The organism is Citrobacter amalonaticus, from assembly GCF_002918555.1.
Taxonomy (GTDB): domain Bacteria; phylum Pseudomonadota; class Gammaproteobacteria; order Enterobacterales; family Enterobacteriaceae; genus Citrobacter_C; species Citrobacter_C amalonaticus_A.
On sequence record NZ_PQMB01000002.1, the window covers coordinates 1,099,523 to 1,115,622 of the forward strand.

At 53.6% G+C, this 16,100-nt stretch carries 18 protein-coding genes, 1 other RNA gene and 1 pseudogene; 7 read left to right on the forward strand and 13 right to left on the reverse strand.

Going from position 1 to position 16,100, the window contains the following annotated elements; all coding sequences use genetic code 11:
- Positions 1-97 precede the first annotated feature (97 nt).
- Both maa and C3432_RS10785 read left to right on the forward strand, forming a co-directional pair.
- Positions 98-655: a maltose O-acetyltransferase gene (gene maa, locus C3432_RS10780; RefSeq protein ID WP_103776585.1), complete on the forward strand. Its 558-nt coding sequence runs from the start codon at positions 98-100 to the stop codon at positions 653-655.
- A gap of 107 nt (positions 656-762) precedes the next feature.
- On the forward strand, positions 763-1,233 hold the full coding sequence (locus C3432_RS10785; protein ID WP_103776586.1) for a YlaC family protein: 471 nt from the start codon (positions 763-765) through the stop codon (positions 1,231-1,233).
- A gap of 66 nt (positions 1,234-1,299) precedes the next feature.
- Here C3432_RS10785 and ykgO read toward each other — a convergent pair whose 3' ends face one another.
- Entirely contained in the window at positions 1,300-1,440 is a 141-nt protein-coding gene (gene ykgO, locus C3432_RS10790) for a type B 50S ribosomal protein L36 (protein WP_103776587.1), read from the reverse strand.
- A 1-nt stretch (position 1,441) separates the two neighbouring features.
- Positions 1,442-1,702, reverse strand: coding sequence for a type B 50S ribosomal protein L31 (locus C3432_RS10795; RefSeq protein ID WP_103776588.1), 261 nt, complete (start codon positions 1,700-1,702; stop codon positions 1,442-1,444).
- A 164-nt stretch (positions 1,703-1,866) separates the two neighbouring features.
- Between C3432_RS10795 and C3432_RS10800 the strand changes: the two genes are divergently transcribed.
- On the forward strand, positions 1,867-3,423 hold the full coding sequence (locus C3432_RS10800; protein WP_103776589.1) for an EAL domain-containing protein: 1,557 nt from the start codon (positions 1,867-1,869) through the stop codon (positions 3,421-3,423).
- 33 nt (positions 3,424-3,456) lie between these two features.
- On the opposite strand, the gene C3432_RS10805 is transcribed toward C3432_RS10800, so the two are convergent.
- Both C3432_RS10805 and yczE read right to left on the reverse strand, forming a co-directional pair.
- Positions 3,457-3,810 (reverse strand): DUF1428 domain-containing protein, encoded by a 354-nt coding sequence (locus C3432_RS10805; RefSeq protein WP_103776590.1) that lies wholly within the window; start codon positions 3,808-3,810, stop codon positions 3,457-3,459.
- 63 nt (positions 3,811-3,873) lie between these two features.
- Complete coding sequence (gene yczE / locus C3432_RS10810) at positions 3,874-4,488, reverse strand: membrane protein YczE (RefSeq protein WP_103776958.1); 615 nt, start codon at positions 4,486-4,488, stop codon at positions 3,874-3,876.
- Between the two features lie 85 nt (positions 4,489-4,573).
- Here yczE and yczR point away from each other — a divergent pair, with 85 nt between their 5' ends.
- Entirely contained in the window at positions 4,574-6,001 is a 1,428-nt protein-coding gene (yczR, locus tag C3432_RS10815; protein ID WP_103776591.1) for a MocR-like transcription factor YczR, read from the forward strand.
- A 41-nt stretch (positions 6,002-6,042) separates the two neighbouring features.
- On the opposite strand, the gene C3432_RS10820 is transcribed toward yczR, so the two are convergent.
- From C3432_RS10820 to ffs, 3 genes are all read right to left on the reverse strand, one after another.
- Positions 6,043-6,261 carry a hypothetical protein gene (locus C3432_RS10820; protein ID WP_103776592.1) on the reverse strand — a complete coding sequence of 73 codons (219 nt, stop codon included), beginning with the start codon at positions 6,259-6,261 and terminating at the stop codon, positions 6,043-6,045.
- Complete coding sequence (locus tag C3432_RS10825; protein ID WP_103776593.1) at positions 6,258-6,509, reverse strand: hypothetical protein; 252 nt, start codon at positions 6,507-6,509, stop codon at positions 6,258-6,260. Before C3432_RS10825 ends, C3432_RS10820 begins: the two co-directional genes overlap by 4 nt.
- Before the next feature lie 162 nt (positions 6,510-6,671).
- Positions 6,672-6,768, reverse strand: an RNA gene (gene ffs / locus C3432_RS10830) — signal recognition particle sRNA small type.
- A gap of 84 nt (positions 6,769-6,852) precedes the next feature.
- On the opposite strand from ffs, the pseudogene C3432_RS10835 reads away from it, so the two are divergent.
- A pseudogene (locus C3432_RS10835) lies at positions 6,853-7,242 on the forward strand (MGMT family protein).
- 30 nt (positions 7,243-7,272) lie between these two features.
- On the opposite strand, the gene C3432_RS10840 reads toward C3432_RS10835, so the two are convergent.
- Positions 7,273-7,842 (reverse strand): YbaY family lipoprotein, encoded by a 570-nt coding sequence (locus C3432_RS10840; protein ID WP_103776595.1) that lies wholly within the window; start codon positions 7,840-7,842, stop codon positions 7,273-7,275.
- Between the two features lie 212 nt (positions 7,843-8,054).
- Between C3432_RS10840 and tesB the strand changes: the two genes are divergently transcribed.
- Positions 8,055-8,915 (forward strand): acyl-CoA thioesterase II, encoded by an 861-nt coding sequence (tesB, locus tag C3432_RS10845; protein ID WP_103776596.1) that lies wholly within the window; start codon positions 8,055-8,057, stop codon positions 8,913-8,915.
- A gap of 76 nt (positions 8,916-8,991) precedes the next feature.
- Here tesB and amtB read toward each other — a convergent pair whose 3' ends face one another.
- From amtB to decR, 5 genes are all read right to left on the reverse strand, one after another.
- Positions 8,992-10,278: an ammonium transporter AmtB gene (gene amtB, locus C3432_RS10850; RefSeq protein ID WP_103776597.1), complete on the reverse strand. Its 1,287-nt coding sequence runs from the start codon at positions 10,276-10,278 to the stop codon at positions 8,992-8,994.
- Positions 10,279-10,308: 30 nt separating this feature from the next.
- Positions 10,309-10,647, reverse strand: coding sequence for a P-II family nitrogen regulator (gene glnK, locus C3432_RS10855; protein WP_103776598.1), 339 nt, complete (start codon positions 10,645-10,647; stop codon positions 10,309-10,311).
- Between the two features lie 233 nt (positions 10,648-10,880).
- On the reverse strand, positions 10,881-12,659 hold the full coding sequence (locus C3432_RS10860; RefSeq protein WP_103776599.1) for a SmdB family multidrug efflux ABC transporter permease/ATP-binding protein: 1,779 nt from the start codon (positions 12,657-12,659) through the stop codon (positions 10,881-10,883).
- Positions 12,652-14,424 (reverse strand): SmdA family multidrug ABC transporter permease/ATP-binding protein, encoded by a 1,773-nt coding sequence (locus C3432_RS10865; RefSeq protein ID WP_103776600.1) that lies wholly within the window; start codon positions 14,422-14,424, stop codon positions 12,652-12,654. The genes C3432_RS10860 and C3432_RS10865 overlap by 8 nt, the downstream gene beginning before the upstream one ends.
- Positions 14,425-14,469: 45 nt before the next feature.
- Positions 14,470-14,928, reverse strand: a complete 459-nt coding sequence (decR, locus tag C3432_RS10870) for a DNA-binding transcriptional regulator DecR (protein ID WP_103776601.1) — start codon at positions 14,926-14,928, stop codon at positions 14,470-14,472.
- Positions 14,929-15,040: 112 nt separating this feature from the next.
- Here decR and C3432_RS10875 point away from each other — a divergent pair, with 112 nt between their 5' ends.
- Positions 15,041-16,096 (forward strand): PLP-dependent cysteine synthase family protein, encoded by a 1,056-nt coding sequence (locus C3432_RS10875; RefSeq protein ID WP_103776602.1) that lies wholly within the window; start codon positions 15,041-15,043, stop codon positions 16,094-16,096.
- The last annotated feature ends 4 nt before the right edge of the window (positions 16,097-16,100 follow it).

Here is a 16,100-nt window from a genome sequence, read left to right on the forward strand (position 1 = left end):
TGATATTGCTCACGTGAAGAGAAAGGGAACGTTCCCCGGTTCTGTATTGCGCTTTAAGGTATGGTCACAATCAGGTGAGCATAAATGAGAGTGCATGATGAGTGAAGAAAAGCAGAAAATGATAGCGGGCGAACGGTATCGCCCGGCAGACGAGACGTTACGCAGCGAAAGACTACAGGCTCGCCAGTTAATACATCAATACAACCACACAGCCCCCAATGAAAAAGCCGAACGCCAGGCTATTCTGAACGAACTGCTGGGGAAAGCGAATGGGGCTTACATTGAGCCATCCTTTCGCTGCGATTATGGTTATAACATTTATCTTGGCAATGAATTTTACGCTAACTTCGACTGTGTAATGCTGGACGTCTGCCACATTCATATCGGCGACAACTGTATGCTTGCGCCAGGCGTACATATTTATACTGCCACACATCCTCTGGATGCCAATGAGCGTAACAGCGGCGTTGAGCTGGGTAAACCCGTCACTATCGGAAATAATGTGTGGATAGGCGGACGCGCCGTCATTAATCCAGGCGTAACAATTGGTGATAACGTGGTTGTTGCTTCAGGCGCTGTCGTTACGAAAAGCGTCCCGGCGAACGTAGTTGTAGGCGGGAATCCAGCGCGGATCCTCAAATATCTTCCGGTCTAAATGTAACTGTTATGATAAATTACGGTTAATCTGTTACTTTTCTCATAACAATTGCCCTTTTAAAATAAGGGATTCCGGAGAAGTGACAGAGACCACGAAGATACAAGATGACCGAAATACAACGCCTGCTTACCGAAACAATCGATGACCTGAACGTTCGCGAGAAGCGCGACAATCGGCCACGCTTCAGCATCAGTTTTATCCGCAAGCATCCGGGATTGTTTGTTGGGATGTATCTGGCGTGGTTTGCCACCCTGGCAGTCATGCTTCAGTCAGAAACGCTGGTTGATTCTGTCTGGCTGCTGGTGGTGCTGTTCATATTGCTAAACGGTTTTTTCTTTTTCGACGTTGCCCCGCGATACCGTTATGAAGATATCGACGTACTTGATTTCAGAGTCTGCTACAACGGTGAATGGTATAACACACGTTTTGTACCCCAAACCCTGATTAATACCATTCTGCATTCTCCACGCGTAAATGGCTCCCAGAAAGCGCAATTAGAGAAAATGCTTATCCGCAAAGGCGAACTCTCGTTTTACGATATCTTTACGCTGGCGCGTACGGAAGCACAGGCCTGACTCTTATGCATAAAAAGCGTACCCGTCACCGGATACGCTTTGGCCCCCTGAATCAGAGTGAAGATATTAGCGTCGTTTTTTTCGTCCCTGTACCGCTTTAAAACGCGGATTCGTTTTACAGATGACATACAAGCGCCCTTTGCGTTTTACAATATGGCAGTCCGGGTGGCGCTGTTTTGCACTACGAAGAGAATTCAGGACCTGCATCTTATCCTCGCTTAGTACCAATAAAGTGACCAAAACGCTTCTGGAAACGTGCCGCGCTCCCCTCATTGTCGAAAATCTTCTGCTTACCGGTGTAATACGGATGCGATTTTGAAGAGACTTCAAGAGTGACATATGGGTACGTCACGCCGTCCAGATCGATTTCACGTTCCGTTTTGATGGTTGACCCCACCTTAAAGTATTCATTCGCACTGGTGTCATGAAAGACGACGGTACGGTAAGCAGGATGAATATTCGGTTTCATAACAGCCTCACTTATTATGTTATAACATAACAATAATGTACGCCGATATAATCCAGACTTCAACCACGCATAGTGTATGGGTTTTATCTTACAGCCAGGCAAAACGCCATAAAATAACGCGATCGGATATACTTCCCATACACTGTGTTAATAAGGATATTTCCGTGACGACACGACATTTGATCAGCCTGGTGACGGGGGTACTCATTCTGTCCGTGCTTGTCCCCGTGGGATTAAGCATTTGGCTTGCACACCGCCAGGTTGAAAAGTCATTTATTGAAGAGCTGGATACATATGCCTCACGCGTTGCGGTGCGCGCCGACAAAGTCGCCACCCAGGGCAAACAGGCATTGAAACAGGCAGAAACTTTTCAGGGTACGCCGTGTGGTAGCAATCACTTACTTAAGATGCGCCAGGTTTCGTACAGCTTTCGCTATATCCAGGAAGTGTTATATCTCGACAACAACGTTCCCTTGTGTTCATCGCTGGAACAAAAAAGCGCCACCGTCCCCTTTCCGGAACCAACTACCGTCACGGATGAGGGATATCGTGTCTGGCTGACCACGCAAAACGATCTGGGGTTCAGGCGCTCAATGGTCGCTATTGGCAGTGAGCACTATATTGTTATGATCGACCCGGAGTCATTTCTTGATGTCATACCTTTCAGCGGGTGGCGTATCGATAGTGCGATCGTCGGTCAAATGCACCATGCGATGATTTCCAGTAACGGTCATCCACCGACAGACATTTTGCCCATCATTGAACGCGCCACTGTACGTCCTCAGCAGCTGGAATTTCACGATGTTATCTACAATTTCCGCTCGTTTCCGGAAATGAACATCACCATTGTGAGTTGGGCTTCAACCCTCCCACTGCATAAAAGCTGGCAGCGGCAGGTTCTCATCTGGCTTCCCGCAGGGCTTATGTTTGGCCTGCTGGTTGCAGCCTTTATTTTGCGGATTTTACGCCGCCTACAGTCGCCGCATCACCGTTTGCAGGACGCGATCCAGCATCGTGATATCAAAGTGCACTATCAGCCAATTGTGTCGCTCAGCACGGGAAAAGTGGTGGGGGCCGAGGCGCTGGCCCGCTGGCCGCAAAGCGATGGCAGCGACCTCTCACCGGATATTTTTATCACTCTGGCACAGCAGACCGGACTGACCGAACCGCTCACCCGGCTAATTATCGAAAACGTCTTTGAAGATATGGGCAAATGGCTTCATCAGCATCCGGAGCTACATATTTCCATCAACCTGGAGGCCAGCGATCTGATGTCTGAGAGACTGCCTGAACTGTTGAGTCAGTTGCTTAATCGCTACCAGATAGCCCCCTCACAAATTGCGCTGGAACTGACAGAACGTGGATTTGCCGATCCGAAAACCAGCGCCCCGATTATCACCCGTTACCGTAACGCAGGGCATTCAATCTTTATCGATGATTTTGGTACCGGCTACTCCAGCCTCAGCTATTTACAAAACCTGGACGTCAATATCCTGAAAATCGATAAATCTTTTGTCGATGCGCTGGAGTACAAAAATGTGACGCCGCATATTATTGAGCTGGCGAAAACGCTAAAGCTGGAAATGGTGGCAGAAGGGATCGAAACCGAAAATCAGGCGGACTGGCTACGACGGCACGGTGTGCAATATGGTCAGGGGTGGTTATACAGTAAAGCGCTGCCAAAAGCAGAGTTTATCCTGTGGGCGGAAAAGCGTTTATGAGGCTGGCGGCACGCCGCACAGCCTTCACTTCTGCTACTCGTCGAGTATTGGCGCGAATCCGCCATAAATCATGCGCTTGCCATCAAAGGGCATCGATTCGGCAAACTCTTTCATCCGTGGATCAGACATCATCTTCTGATTCGCGGTATCGCGGACCTCTTTCGAAGGGTATTCGATCCAGCTAAATACCACCTCCTCCCCCTCTTCCGCTTTTACCGCCATGCGAAAATCTGTCACTTTGCCATCCGGAACATCACTGGCCCAGCACTCAACCACGCGTAGCGCACCAAACTCCTTAAAGAGCGGCGCGGCTTTTGCCGCCATTGCCAGATAGGCCTCCTTGTTTTTGGCGGGTACGGCGACAACAAAACCATCAATATACTTCATGAGAAAACCTCCGAAGCGTACTGCGCGACAAGCCGATTCCAGCCGCGTCAGTCATGGTTAAGTTTAGTCGCCATCGTTCAACCATGCCGCCTGAATCCGCGCCCTGGGTCTGTAGCGAAACCACGGCAAGCAGACCTGAATCAGCGGGCCTATCGCCAGTGCATACAGCACTGTCCCCACTCCCAGCGCGCCTCCCAGCAGCCAGCCGATCAGCAGAACGGACAGCTCAATTGCTGTGCGGATAATTCGTACAGACCACCCGGTACGGGCGTGAATGCCGGTCATCAGACCGTCACGCGGGCCAGCGCCAAAGCCCGCGCCGATATACATACTGGTCGCCAACGCGTTCACTATCACCGCCGAAACCAGCAGAATGCTGCGTACCGCTAACGATTCAGCCTCAGGCATTACTGCCAGCGCCGCATCCGCGGCAAGACCAATCACAATCACATTGCTGAGCGTACCCAGCCCAGGACGTTGGCGTAGAGGGATCCAGAGCAGCAATACCAGTGCGCCGACCACAATCATGACAATACCTATTTTCATCGACAACAGATTTGCCAGCCCAAGGTGGAACACGTTCCACGGATCGGCCCCTAAATCTGCACGAACAAACATTGCCGTTGAAAGACCATAAAGGGTCAGGCCAATATAGAGTTGAACCAGACGACGCCACATCATTCCACCTCCCCATTCAAGTGGCTTTCATCTTCACCGCAATTGGCACTATGATTAATGTCCAGTTTTCAAAAAGTGGACTGCTATGTCATCTCGCCGTTATGGAAGCCAATCTCTTCAGCGTCTGCTGGGACGCTGGCAAGAAAGCCCCTCGCGTACCCCGTTATGGCGTCAGCTTGCAGAGGCATTGCGCCTGCTGATTCTGGATGGCCGCCTGGCGCTTGATAGCCGTCTGCCCGGTGAACGCGAACTTGCCGCCGTACTGGAAGTGAGCAGAACGACCGTCGCCAGTGCGATGGCGCAGCTGCGTGAAGAGGGTTATCTTGAAAGTCGTCACGGCAGCGGATCGCGGGTGATCCTGCCGGAACAGATCCGTAACGTTCCCACGCAAATGGGAACCATCATGGCGTTAGATCTCTCAACGGCCGCGCTCAGCGCTGGCCCTGAAATTCATCAGGCTTATCAACAGGCGCTTTATGCCATGCCGCCACACCTGCTCAGTTCAGGGTATCTGCCGCAGGGGCTTTTATCGTTACGCGAATCTATCGCCCGTCACTATTGCGAGCGCGGGCTGCCAACGCAGCCGGACGAAATCATGGTCGTCAATGGCGCGGTCAGCGGCCTGGCCTTGATCCTGCGATTGCTAACCGGACCCGGCGATCGCGTTGTTGTCGATCATCCCACCTACCCGCTGGCTATCGCCGCTATTCAGGGTGCGTCCTGTCGTCCGATTGGCGTCTCCCTGCCAGAACACGGCTGGGACACTGACGGGCTGGCAGCCACCATTGCGCAAACCTCCCCGAGAATGGCTTATCTGATGCCGGATTTTCACAATCCAACCGGACGTTGTATGGATGCCGCAACTCGCCAGGCTGTGGCCGATATTGCCGCCAGAACGCATACCACACTGGTGGTGGACGAAACCATGGTCAACCTGTGGTATGACGCACCGCCGCCGCTGCCTCTTGCGGCGTACAACAGCGATGCGCCAGTCATTACGCTTGGTTCCGCAGGAAAAAGCTTCTGGGGCGGTTTACGCCTGGGATGGGTGCGGGCATCTTCACGTACTATCGCCGCGCTGGTCCAGACCCGCGATACCTTCGATCTCGGCTCTCCCGTTCTGGAACAGCTCGCCACCGGCTGGCTGCTGGAAAATGCTCATGATTTTCTTCCCCGGCGCAGAGAGGAGCTGGCCGGACGACGAGCGCTATGCGATACACTGTTGCGTACGCACTTTCCTGACTGGCGCTACGCACAGCCAGAGGGCGGGTTATCGTTTTGGGTCGAGTTGCCGGATGCGCTGGCTACGCTGTTCGCAACACGTGCAGAAGGTGCCGGTATCCAGCTGGGCACCGGAACGCGTTTTGGTCTGGCAGGGGCATTTGACCGGTTCCTGCGAATGCCTTTTGCCCTGCCAGATGAGACGCTACGTTCAGCGTTTGCCACGCTGCAACCTCTCTGGCAGACGCTAAATCTGCAGGCAAACACGGGAAAAATACGCAAAATCATTTAAACAATTCACTCCCGGTGCCGCGTTTAAATGAGGAGCAGAGGTCATTGCTGACGCGGCACCGGAAAGCCCTTCAGGGAAATGATAAAGTTGTCCCCATCTTTCTTTATTTTGGCACCCGCGTCGCACCAGTCTGAAGCGATACGAAAGAACTCATCACTGCCCACATTCCAGCTCAGGCGTACGTGTTTGACATACCCGGAACGTAACAGCTCACACGCTTCGCCATAGTTACTGGCGTTAGAAAGGGATTGTTGTTTCATTTTTTCTTCTTAAGCAATCTGCGTAGCGCCTTGATTTCTTTAGGAGTCAATGGTTCAACAGCGGTCTCTTCCGTGTGCTGACTATCAACATCGTCCGCCGAGACTCCCGCCTCTTCAGCTGCTTCAAACGCACAAAGCAGCAGTTTCTCTGTCGTAATACTTAAGTTCTCATTATTCACTTCGGCATAATGACGAAGTTTTTCTTTCAGTGTCTCATCGATTTTGACATTGAGTACCGCAGTAGCCATTGTAAAGAGTCCTTGTAAAAGGCAGCATGATTAAGATGAGAGTAAGCAAATAACTTCCCGACAACACATTGCCAACATTTTATGACAAAAAAATGACGAAAAAGTGACAATGACGAAAAGAGGGATGAAGATGAGATATCGGACGACACAAATGGGTGGGGGCCCTGCCAGCTACATCCCGGCACACGCGTCATCTGCCTTGGCTGCTTCCTTCCGGACCTGACCTGGTAAACAGAGTAGCGTTGCGGGAGAACCAACAGAGCCCCCATTGAGAGCGTTGTTAACCAACGCGCAGGCGCATTATCACTGCTGCACCCAGTAATTGCAACCCATCTGACATCGGATGCTGTTTTCTTGCGCAATGCGACTTCACACCCCAGGCATTCAGGATTATGCTGGAAAATTACGGCAGGAATGAATAATGGAAATACAAGACACTTTCCCACAGCGCGTCTGGCAAATTGTTGCCTCTGTCCCCGAAGGTTTTGTCACTACGTATGGCGACGTCGCGAGACTCGCAGGTTCGCCGCGCGCAGCGCGTCAGGTTGGCGGCGTGTTGAAGCGGCTGCCGGAAGGCAGTACGCTGCCCTGGCATCGGGTAGTCAATCGTCACGGGGTGATTTCATTAACAGGCCCGGATCTGCAACGTCAGCGTCAGGCGCTTCTGGCAGAAGGCATTGTCGTATCGGGAAGTGGGCACATCGATTTACAGCGTTATCGCTGGATTTATTAGCCCTCTCCGGACAGAGAGGGCCAGGGACACTTAGTACTGCGTCGGTGCAGGTACCGCAGACGAAGGGGTTACCTGAGTCGGCGACGTTGAAGGGACGGTCGTTGCTGCCCCCCCGTTCGCCTGAACAGGTACCGCCGTTTGCTGTACCGGAACCAGCGTCAGGTCGGCTTTGGTTCCGCCCTGGTTGATGACAGGCTGCACGGTATCAGTGATAAATACCAGCTTATCATCAACGGTAACAGCCGCACTCAACAGAATTCGCGCATTCGGCTTAATATCAGCCGGGTTAAACGGCAGGACAAAGCTGAATGGTGCCTGTTTACCTTCTGTACGTACTGCTTTTTGCGACAGTACTTTAGATGGCGCATCCGCCAGAGATGCGTCAGATAGCGTCACGGTCAGCACGGCATCTGGCGGCAATGCGACCTTCTGACGGATCCATACGGTACCCGAGACATTAGGTTGCTGAATAGTGGACTGTGTAGCCGCAATTGATGTGTTAGGGTTTGGCGCTGGCGTCTGAATATCTGCGCTTTTATCTGCGCAGGCAGCCAAAGCAACCGCAACCGCTAAACCACTTACCATGTGCACGAGTTTCATTCAATTCTCCTTATTATCAATGCACCAGCAGGTTTTCCCCCCGCCGGAAGAGTGGTTAACAAAAACATAACGTAGATAAGTGTGGCACATATCACTTATTTCTGCCTGGAATTAGTCAGGTTTTCAGACTATTGCACCCATCGGACCACTTTAAAAATTGCGTTATAATGGTGTTATCTCGCTTCGGCGCCGTTGTTACCTGGAGAGCACGTATGAGTCAGGCACTGAATAATTTGCTGACATTATTGAATCTGGAAAAAATTGAAGAAGGACTCTTTCGGGGCCAAAGTGAAGACTTAGGGTTACGCCAGGTATTTGGCGGACAGGTCGTGGGCCAGGCGCTGTATGCCGCCAAAGAGACGGTGCCAGAAGAACGACTGGTACACTCATTTCACAGCTATTTTCTGCGCCCCGGCGATAGCCAAAGACCCATCATTTATGATGTGGAAGTGTTGCGCGACGGTAACAGCTTCAGCGCCCGCCGCGTCGCGGCCATTCAGAACGGAAAGCCTATCTTTTATATGACCGCCTCCTTTCAGGCGCCGGAAGAGGGCTTTGAACATCAAAAAAGTATGCCACCCGTACCTTCGCCGGAGGGGTTACCCTCTGAAACGCAAATCGCCCGGTCATTGGCACACCTGTTGCCACCCGTTCTGAAAGATAAATTTCTTTGTGACCGCCCGCTGGAAGTGCGCCCGGTAGAGTTCCACAATCCGTTAAAAGGACATGTCGCCGAACCGACTCGTCAGGTGTGGATCCGGGCTAATGGGGCAATACCGGATGATTTCCGCGTTCACCAGTATTTGCTGGGTTACGCTTCCGATCTCAATTTCCTGCCAGTCGCTTTGCAGCCTCACGGTATCGGTTTTCTGGAAAAAGGGATCCAGATTGCCACCATCGATCATTCGATGTGGTTCCACCGGCCGTTTAATTTGAACGAGTGGCTGCTGTATAGCGTGGAAAGCACTTCCGCCTCCAGCGCGCGCGGTTTTGTCCGTGGAGAGTTTTACACTCAGGATGGCGTGTTAGTCGCCTCTACGGTACAAGAAGGCGTCATGCGCAACCACAACTAAAATTTGCCGGATGGCGCTTCGCTTATCCAGCCTGCAAATGTATCCGTAGGCTGGATAAGACGCTGTAACATCGTTATCAGGCGTTGTAGGCGTTTTCGCCGTGGCTGTTCACATCCAGCCCTTCACGCTCCTGCTCTTCCGGTACGCGCAGACCTACCGTCAGATCCGCCAGTTTGTAGCCGATAAACGCCACCACGCCAGACCAGACAATGGTGATAGCAACACTTTCCAGCTGTACCAGCACCTGATGCCCCATCGTTACGCCTTCAGCAAACCCCACACCGCCCAGTGAACTGGCCGCGAAGATCCCGGTCATAATACAGCCCACAATCCCACATACGCCGTGAACGCCAAAGACATCGCAAGGATCGTCCACCCGCAGCAGGCGTTTGAGCATCGTGACCCCCCACAATCCTGCCAGACCGGCCACCACACCGATAATCAGCGCACCGCCAACACCGATGTAGCCGCACGCAGGCGTCACGCCAACCAACCCGGCAATCGCCCCGGAACAGGCGCCTAATAATGAAGGTTTCCCGCGCAGCGCCCATTCGCCGAAGATCCACCCAAGAATAGCGGCTGCCGTCGCCACAACCGTATTCACAAAGGCCAGCGCGGCGATTTCGTTTGCGGTTCCCGCTGAACCGGCGTTAAAGCCAAACCAGCCGATATAGAGGATTGCGGTACCGGTAAAGACCATCGGCAGGTTATGCGGTTTAAACGCCTCTTTACCAAAGCCCACGCGTTTACCAATCAGGTAAGCCCCGACCAGCCCCGCAATCGCCGCGTTAATATGCACCACGGTACCACCAGCAAAATCCAGCGCGCCGTGCGAAGCCAGCAGCCCCCCGCCCCATACCATGTGAGCAATTGGCACGTAAGAAAGCGTCAGCCAGACCACCACAAAAATCAGCACGGCTGAAAAGCGAATACGCTCAGCCAGCGCGCCGACAATTAACCCAACAGTAATACAGGCAAATGAGCCCTGAAACGCAACGTGAATATACTGGTAGATACTGCCCATTACGGCTGTAAGCGGGATGTTTTTCAACATGGCCCAGTTGAAGTTACCAAAGAAGCTATTCCCTTCTCCAAAAGCCAGCGAATAGCCATAGACCACCCACAGAATACAGACCAGCGCGAAAGTGACGGTAACCTGGGTCAGCATCGACAGAACGTTCTTCCCGCGGATCAGACCGCCGTAGAACAGGGCGATGCCCGGAATAGTCATAAATAACACCAGCGCAGTACAAATCATCATAAAGGCATTATCTGCTTTATCCGCCACCGCGGGAGCGGCGGTCGCCAGACCCGGCAGCAGCACCAGTGAAGCAAAAACCGTTTTCATCGTTGCTATCTTCATTTTTTCGTTTCCTGTTACTGTGTGCAGGTCTTACAGCGCCGCTTCATCGGATTCGCCGGTACGAATACGAATAACGCGCTGCAACTCAGCGACGAAAATTTTGCCGTCGCCAATCTTTCCGGTGTAAGCCGCCTTACTGATAATATCGACCACCTCTTCAAGCTGGTCATCCGCAATGGCGACATCGATCTTCACCTTCGGCAGGAAATTGACGCTGTACTCCGCCCCCCGGTACAGCTCCGCATGGCCCTTCTGGCGCCCGAATCCTTTCACTTCGGTGACGGTCAACCCCTGAATACCTATTGAAGACAGTGCTTCACGAACGTCTTCCAGTTTGAACGGTTTGATTACCACGGTAACCAGTTTCATAGACTCCCCTCCAGTCAGAATTCGGTAATGGCTGCAGCTACGCGGAGGATATTGCAAGGGGTGTGCCAGAAATGAAAATATGTCGGTTGATGCCGTTTTTCAGGGCACCAGACCAGAATGCAGAAATGTCGCGAGGGTCAGATTCGAAACAGGAAAAGAAAAACGCACCATGGCAGTGCACGGTGCGTTACATTTTTGCACCAACGGGGCTGGCACATCACAAACTGAGTGCATCAGGCGCTGAGAGGTTCCTCGCGCGTACTGGCGGCCAGTTCTTCTCCAGCCAGTTGCAGCTGATACATTTGCCAGTAGCGACCCTGAGCAGCGAGGAGTTGCTGATGAGTCCCTCGCTCTACGGCCTGACCGCGATGTAGCACCAGAATGGTGTCGGCATCAACAATCGTCGATAAGCGGTGCGCAATAACGACTAACGTGGTGTGCTCTCTAATGGCCGCCAGCGCCTGCTGGATCGCCTGCTCGGTACCAGAGTCAATACTCGCTGTCGCTTCATCAAGAATCAGCACCTGGGGCGTCTCCACCAGCACGCGAGCCAGCGCCAGCAGTTGCTTCTGCCCGACGGAGAGATTATTCCCTTGCTCCCCCAAATGTGTATAAATCCCTTCGCTCATCCCACGTGCCAGTTGCGCCAGTTGTACGGTTTCCAGCGCCTGCCAGACGCGAGCTTCTGAGATATCACGCCCCAGCGTGACGTTAGCAAGAAAGGTGTCAGCCATCACGACCGGATCCTGTTGCACCATCGCCACCCCCTGACGCAGCGCGTCATGACTCAGCGTGCCCAATGGTCGATCGTCAAGACGTATCTCGCCCTGCGTCAGCGGGTAATAACCCATCAGCAAGCTGGCAAGGGTACTTTTTCCGCTACCCGTGTGCCCGACCAGGGCGACAAAGCTGCGCGAAGGGACGGAAAGGCTGACATTTTGCAGCACCAGGTTGTCACCGCGATAGGCAAATGAGACATCATCAACGTCAATCTTCCCGCAGCGCAGCGGGCGATCGTCGTGGCCATAATTTTGTCGCGGGCCATCCATCAACTCAAAGACACGCTCCCCCGCCACAACCGCCTGCTGCAGCATGGATTGCTGAGTCGTTAACTCAATGAGCGGCTCATTAAGACGGCCAAGATAGCTGATAAATGCGTACAGCACGCCAACCTCAATGGTACCGCTGGACGTAAAGCTGAACAGCATCAACAAGCCGCAGAGGATCAGCGCGGAGAAAAGGCTCAGCAGCGGTCGGAGTAAAAAGCCGTCGAGGCGCAGCGTCTGCATACGCGCCATATAGTGCGAACGGCTGGCTTCTCCCATCCGTTCACCAAAGCGCGCCTGCTGACGGAACTGTTGGATAACGCTCATACCGTTGATGATTTCGTTAAAACCGTCGTTGATATCCGCCAGATAAGCGCGTACGCGGCGAACAATTGGCGTGCTGTAACGCTGATAAATTATCATCACCGCCAGCACCGCCGGGAAAATGGCAATCGCCACCAGCGCCATACGCCAGTCGAGGCTGAACATCGCCACCAGCATCGCACCAATCAGCGCCGCGCTGCGCAATACTGTCGCGACGACCGTCACGTACAGATCGCGGATCACCTCCGTGTCGTTGGTAACGCGTGAGATGAGTTGCCCGACGGGCTGGACGTCAAATTCACTGAGCGGCTGACGCAGGGCGGCATCCATCACATCGGTACGCAACTGTTGTACAACGCCGACGGCTGCGCGGTTAAACAGTAGCGACTGAGCATAGTGCAGGCTTGCGGCCAGTACCTGCAAACCAATGTAAGCAGCCACCAGTCCGGCAACGATCCCCAACGGCAGATTGTTTTTCGCCACCATATTGTCGATGAAGTAACCGATCAGCAGCGGGCCACTCACTTCTGCGGCAGCCGCCACCCACAGCATCACCACCGCAATCGTCAGGGGTTTACGCCAGGGCGAACCATACGCCAGCAGGCGTTTCAGCGTCGGCCATAATTGCCCAAAACTACGCATCCTCCGCCTCCTCGTTGCTTTCCGGCGCATCGTTAAGCGCCGCTTCCAGCTGTTGATAGCGATACATATCGCGATACCAGCCGGTTTGCTGCACCAGCGCTTCGTGGCAGCCACGCTGCGCAATGTGCCCATGCTGCATCACAATCGTCTCGTTTGCCTCCGTCAGGGCGGATAAGCGGTGCGCGCTGATAATCACCGTTCGCCCTTCTCCCCACTGGCGCAGATTATGCAGGATCTGATGCTCAGTCCGACCATCCACCGCTGAGAGTGCGTCATCCAGAATCAGGATTTCAGCATTCAGCAACAGCGCTCTGGCAATAGAAATTCGCTGCTTTTGCCCGCCGGAGAGCATCACGCCGCGCTCCCCGACTTCAGTGTTATAGCCTTGCGGCAGACGGAGAATATCGTCATGAACGCTGGCGAGCATCGACACATGTTCAATTTCCTGCTGCGTGGCATTCGGACAGCCCAGCGCAATATTATTTGCCACCGTATCGGAGAACAGGAACGGCGTCTGGCTGACAACGGCCAGACGGCTGCGCCAGCTGTCCAGCTGTAAGCGCGTCAGGGGGATGTCATGAAAACAGATTTCCCCTTGCGAGATATCGAAATGACGCTGGATTAAGGACAGTAAGGTACTCTTACCCGCCCCCGTCGGGCCGCAAATGCCCAGCATCTGGCCGGGTTTAAGCAGGAAGTTGACGTTTTCCAGCGCCGGGTGCGTCGTTTGCGGGTAGCTGAACTGACGAATCGCCACGGCCAGCGCCCCCCGGCCTTCCGGCACGGGTTCACTGCCGTCGCTCACCACCGGCGCTTCGGCAAGCATCGAACGAATACGGCTATAGGCGGCGCTGCCGCGCTCGACGATGTTGAACATCCAGGCGAGCGCCAGCATAGGCCAAATCATCAGCCCGAGGTACATCATAAAGCTGGTCAGTTGTCCAAGCGTCAGCGAACCCTGCACCACCATCCAGCTGCCGCCACCAATAGCCAGCAGATTAGCCATGCCAATAGCGATGTAAATCGTCGGATCAAATCGGGCATCAATCCGCGCCACACGCATATTTTTCTTGCCGGTATCTTCCGCGTCTGCCGCAAACAGCGCTGACTGCCGATCTTCCAGACCAAACGCCTTAATCATGCGAATGCTGGTCAGGCTCTCCTGGGTTCGATCGTTAAGGCTGGAGAACGCCGCCTGCGCCAGTTTGAAGCGATCGTGCAGACTATCGCCATAGCGTTTAATCATCAGCGCCATAATCGGCATCGGCAACAACGCCAGCAGCGTCAGCTGCCAGCTGATTTGCGTAGACATCACAATCAATACCGCGCAGCCCATCACCAGCGAGTCCACCAGCGTCAGCACGCCTTCTCCGGCGGCAAACACCACGCGATCGACATCGTTGGTTGCCCGCGCCATCAGATCGCCGGTACGGTGACGCAGATAAAATTCGGGATGCTGGCGGCTCAGCTGACGGTAATAATCTTCCCGCAGTTCCACGGCAAGCTGCCAGGACGCGCCGAACAGGAGGACGCGCCAGACGTAACGCAGCAGATAGACCACGATGGCAATCAGGGCTATCGTGCCAATCCACATCAGCACCCGTTCAGCCGTAAAACGCTGCGCAGAGACGCCATCCACCACAATACCAACCACTTTTGGCGGAATGAGCTGAAGAATAGCGATGATGATAAGCAGGGCAACCGCCCCGAGGTAACGACGCCACTCCCGGCGAAAATACCAGCTTAATTGAGCAAATAATCGCACGCGTTATATCCTGACTTGATTTTCCGGTCGTTCACTCCGGGAGAGTTATTCAATTGGCAGAGCAGTTGTGTATTTAATCTGTTCCATAGCAAAGCTCGAAGTGACGTCTGACAGACCAGGAACGCTGTTCACCAGGCGTTTATAGAAGTCGTCATACCGTTTCATATCAGCGATCTGCACCCGCATCAGATAGTCGTATTCACCGGCCATACGCCAGAATCCCAGCACCTCCGGCATTCCGCTAACTTCGGTTACGAAGCGGCAATACCATTCACTACTGTGATGCTGTGTTTTTATCAGCACAAATGCGGTCAAACCCAGCCCCAGCTTTTCGGGATCCAAAAGCGCCACTTTGCCGATGAGGATGCCATCATCTTCCAGCCGTTTGAGCCGTTTCCAGCAGGGCGTGGTGGTCAGATTAACGGCATCGGCCAGAGCCTGCAAAGAGAGGGTACAGTCCTGTTGCAGCAAACCCAGCAGTTTTCGGTCAATTTTATCTAACATATCGCTGCCTCAGAGAAGATTTTTCTCCATACATTCTATTTTAAAGGTCAAATGGCAACAATTTTTTCCGTGCTTTTCGCTAATCTAGGCACAAAATGACAAACGGATATAAATGATGAATCGCTCCTGGGTTAAAAACGCTATCAATGAAATTAACGCGGATTATCAGCGTTCTGCTGATACGCACCTCATTCGGCTACCTCTGCCCGCGTTTCCGGGAATTCAAATTTATTTAAAAGACGAAAGCACTCACCCCACCGGTAGCCTGAAGCATCGGCTGGCGCGCTCACTGTTTCTCTATGGGTTATGTAACGGCTGGATTAAAGAAGGCACTACCATCATTGAATCATCATCCGGTTCAACGGCGGTCTCCGAGGCTTATTTTGCGCGTCTGCTGGGACTGCCGTTTATTGCCGTCATGCCTTCCTGCACAGCAAAACGCAAAATAGAACAAATTGCGTTTTACGGCGGGCGCTGCCACTTTGTCGAAAGCGCCAGCGAAATTTATGCCGCTTCTGAAACGCTGGCGCGCGAGCTGGACGGTCACTATATGGATCAGTTCACCTTCGCCGAACGCGCCACCGACTGGCGCGGGAACAATAATATTGCCGACAGTATCTTCCGCCAGATGCAATGCGAGCCAAATCCGGTGCCGAAGCACATCGTCATGAGCGCAGGGACCGGCGGGACCTCAGCAACCATTGGTCGCTATATCCGCTGCCAGGGCTACGATACCAGGCTGATGGTTGTTGATCCGGAAAACTCAGTCTTTCTCCCCTACTGGCAGGGACGTGACGCCACATTGCGCAGCCCGGTGGGCAGTAAGATCGAAGGTATCGGCCGCCCGCGTGTGGAACCCTCTTTCGTGGCGGACGTGGTGGACGAGATGCTGCGAGTGCCGGATGCCGCCAGCGTCGCCACCGCGCACTGGCTGGAGACGCAGCTGGGTCGTAAGGTTGGCGCATCCACTGGCACCAACGTGTGGGGAACGCTGCAACTCGCTGCGCGGATGCGCGAGTCCGGCGAAACAGGTTCGCTGGTCACGCTGCTGTGCGACAGCGGCGAACGCTATCTGGATACCTATTACAATCCGCAATGGGTCAATGCGCAGATAGGTGATTTAACGCCCTGGCAAGCAGAGATCGCGGAGTTGCTGAACGTCCGTTAAGCAG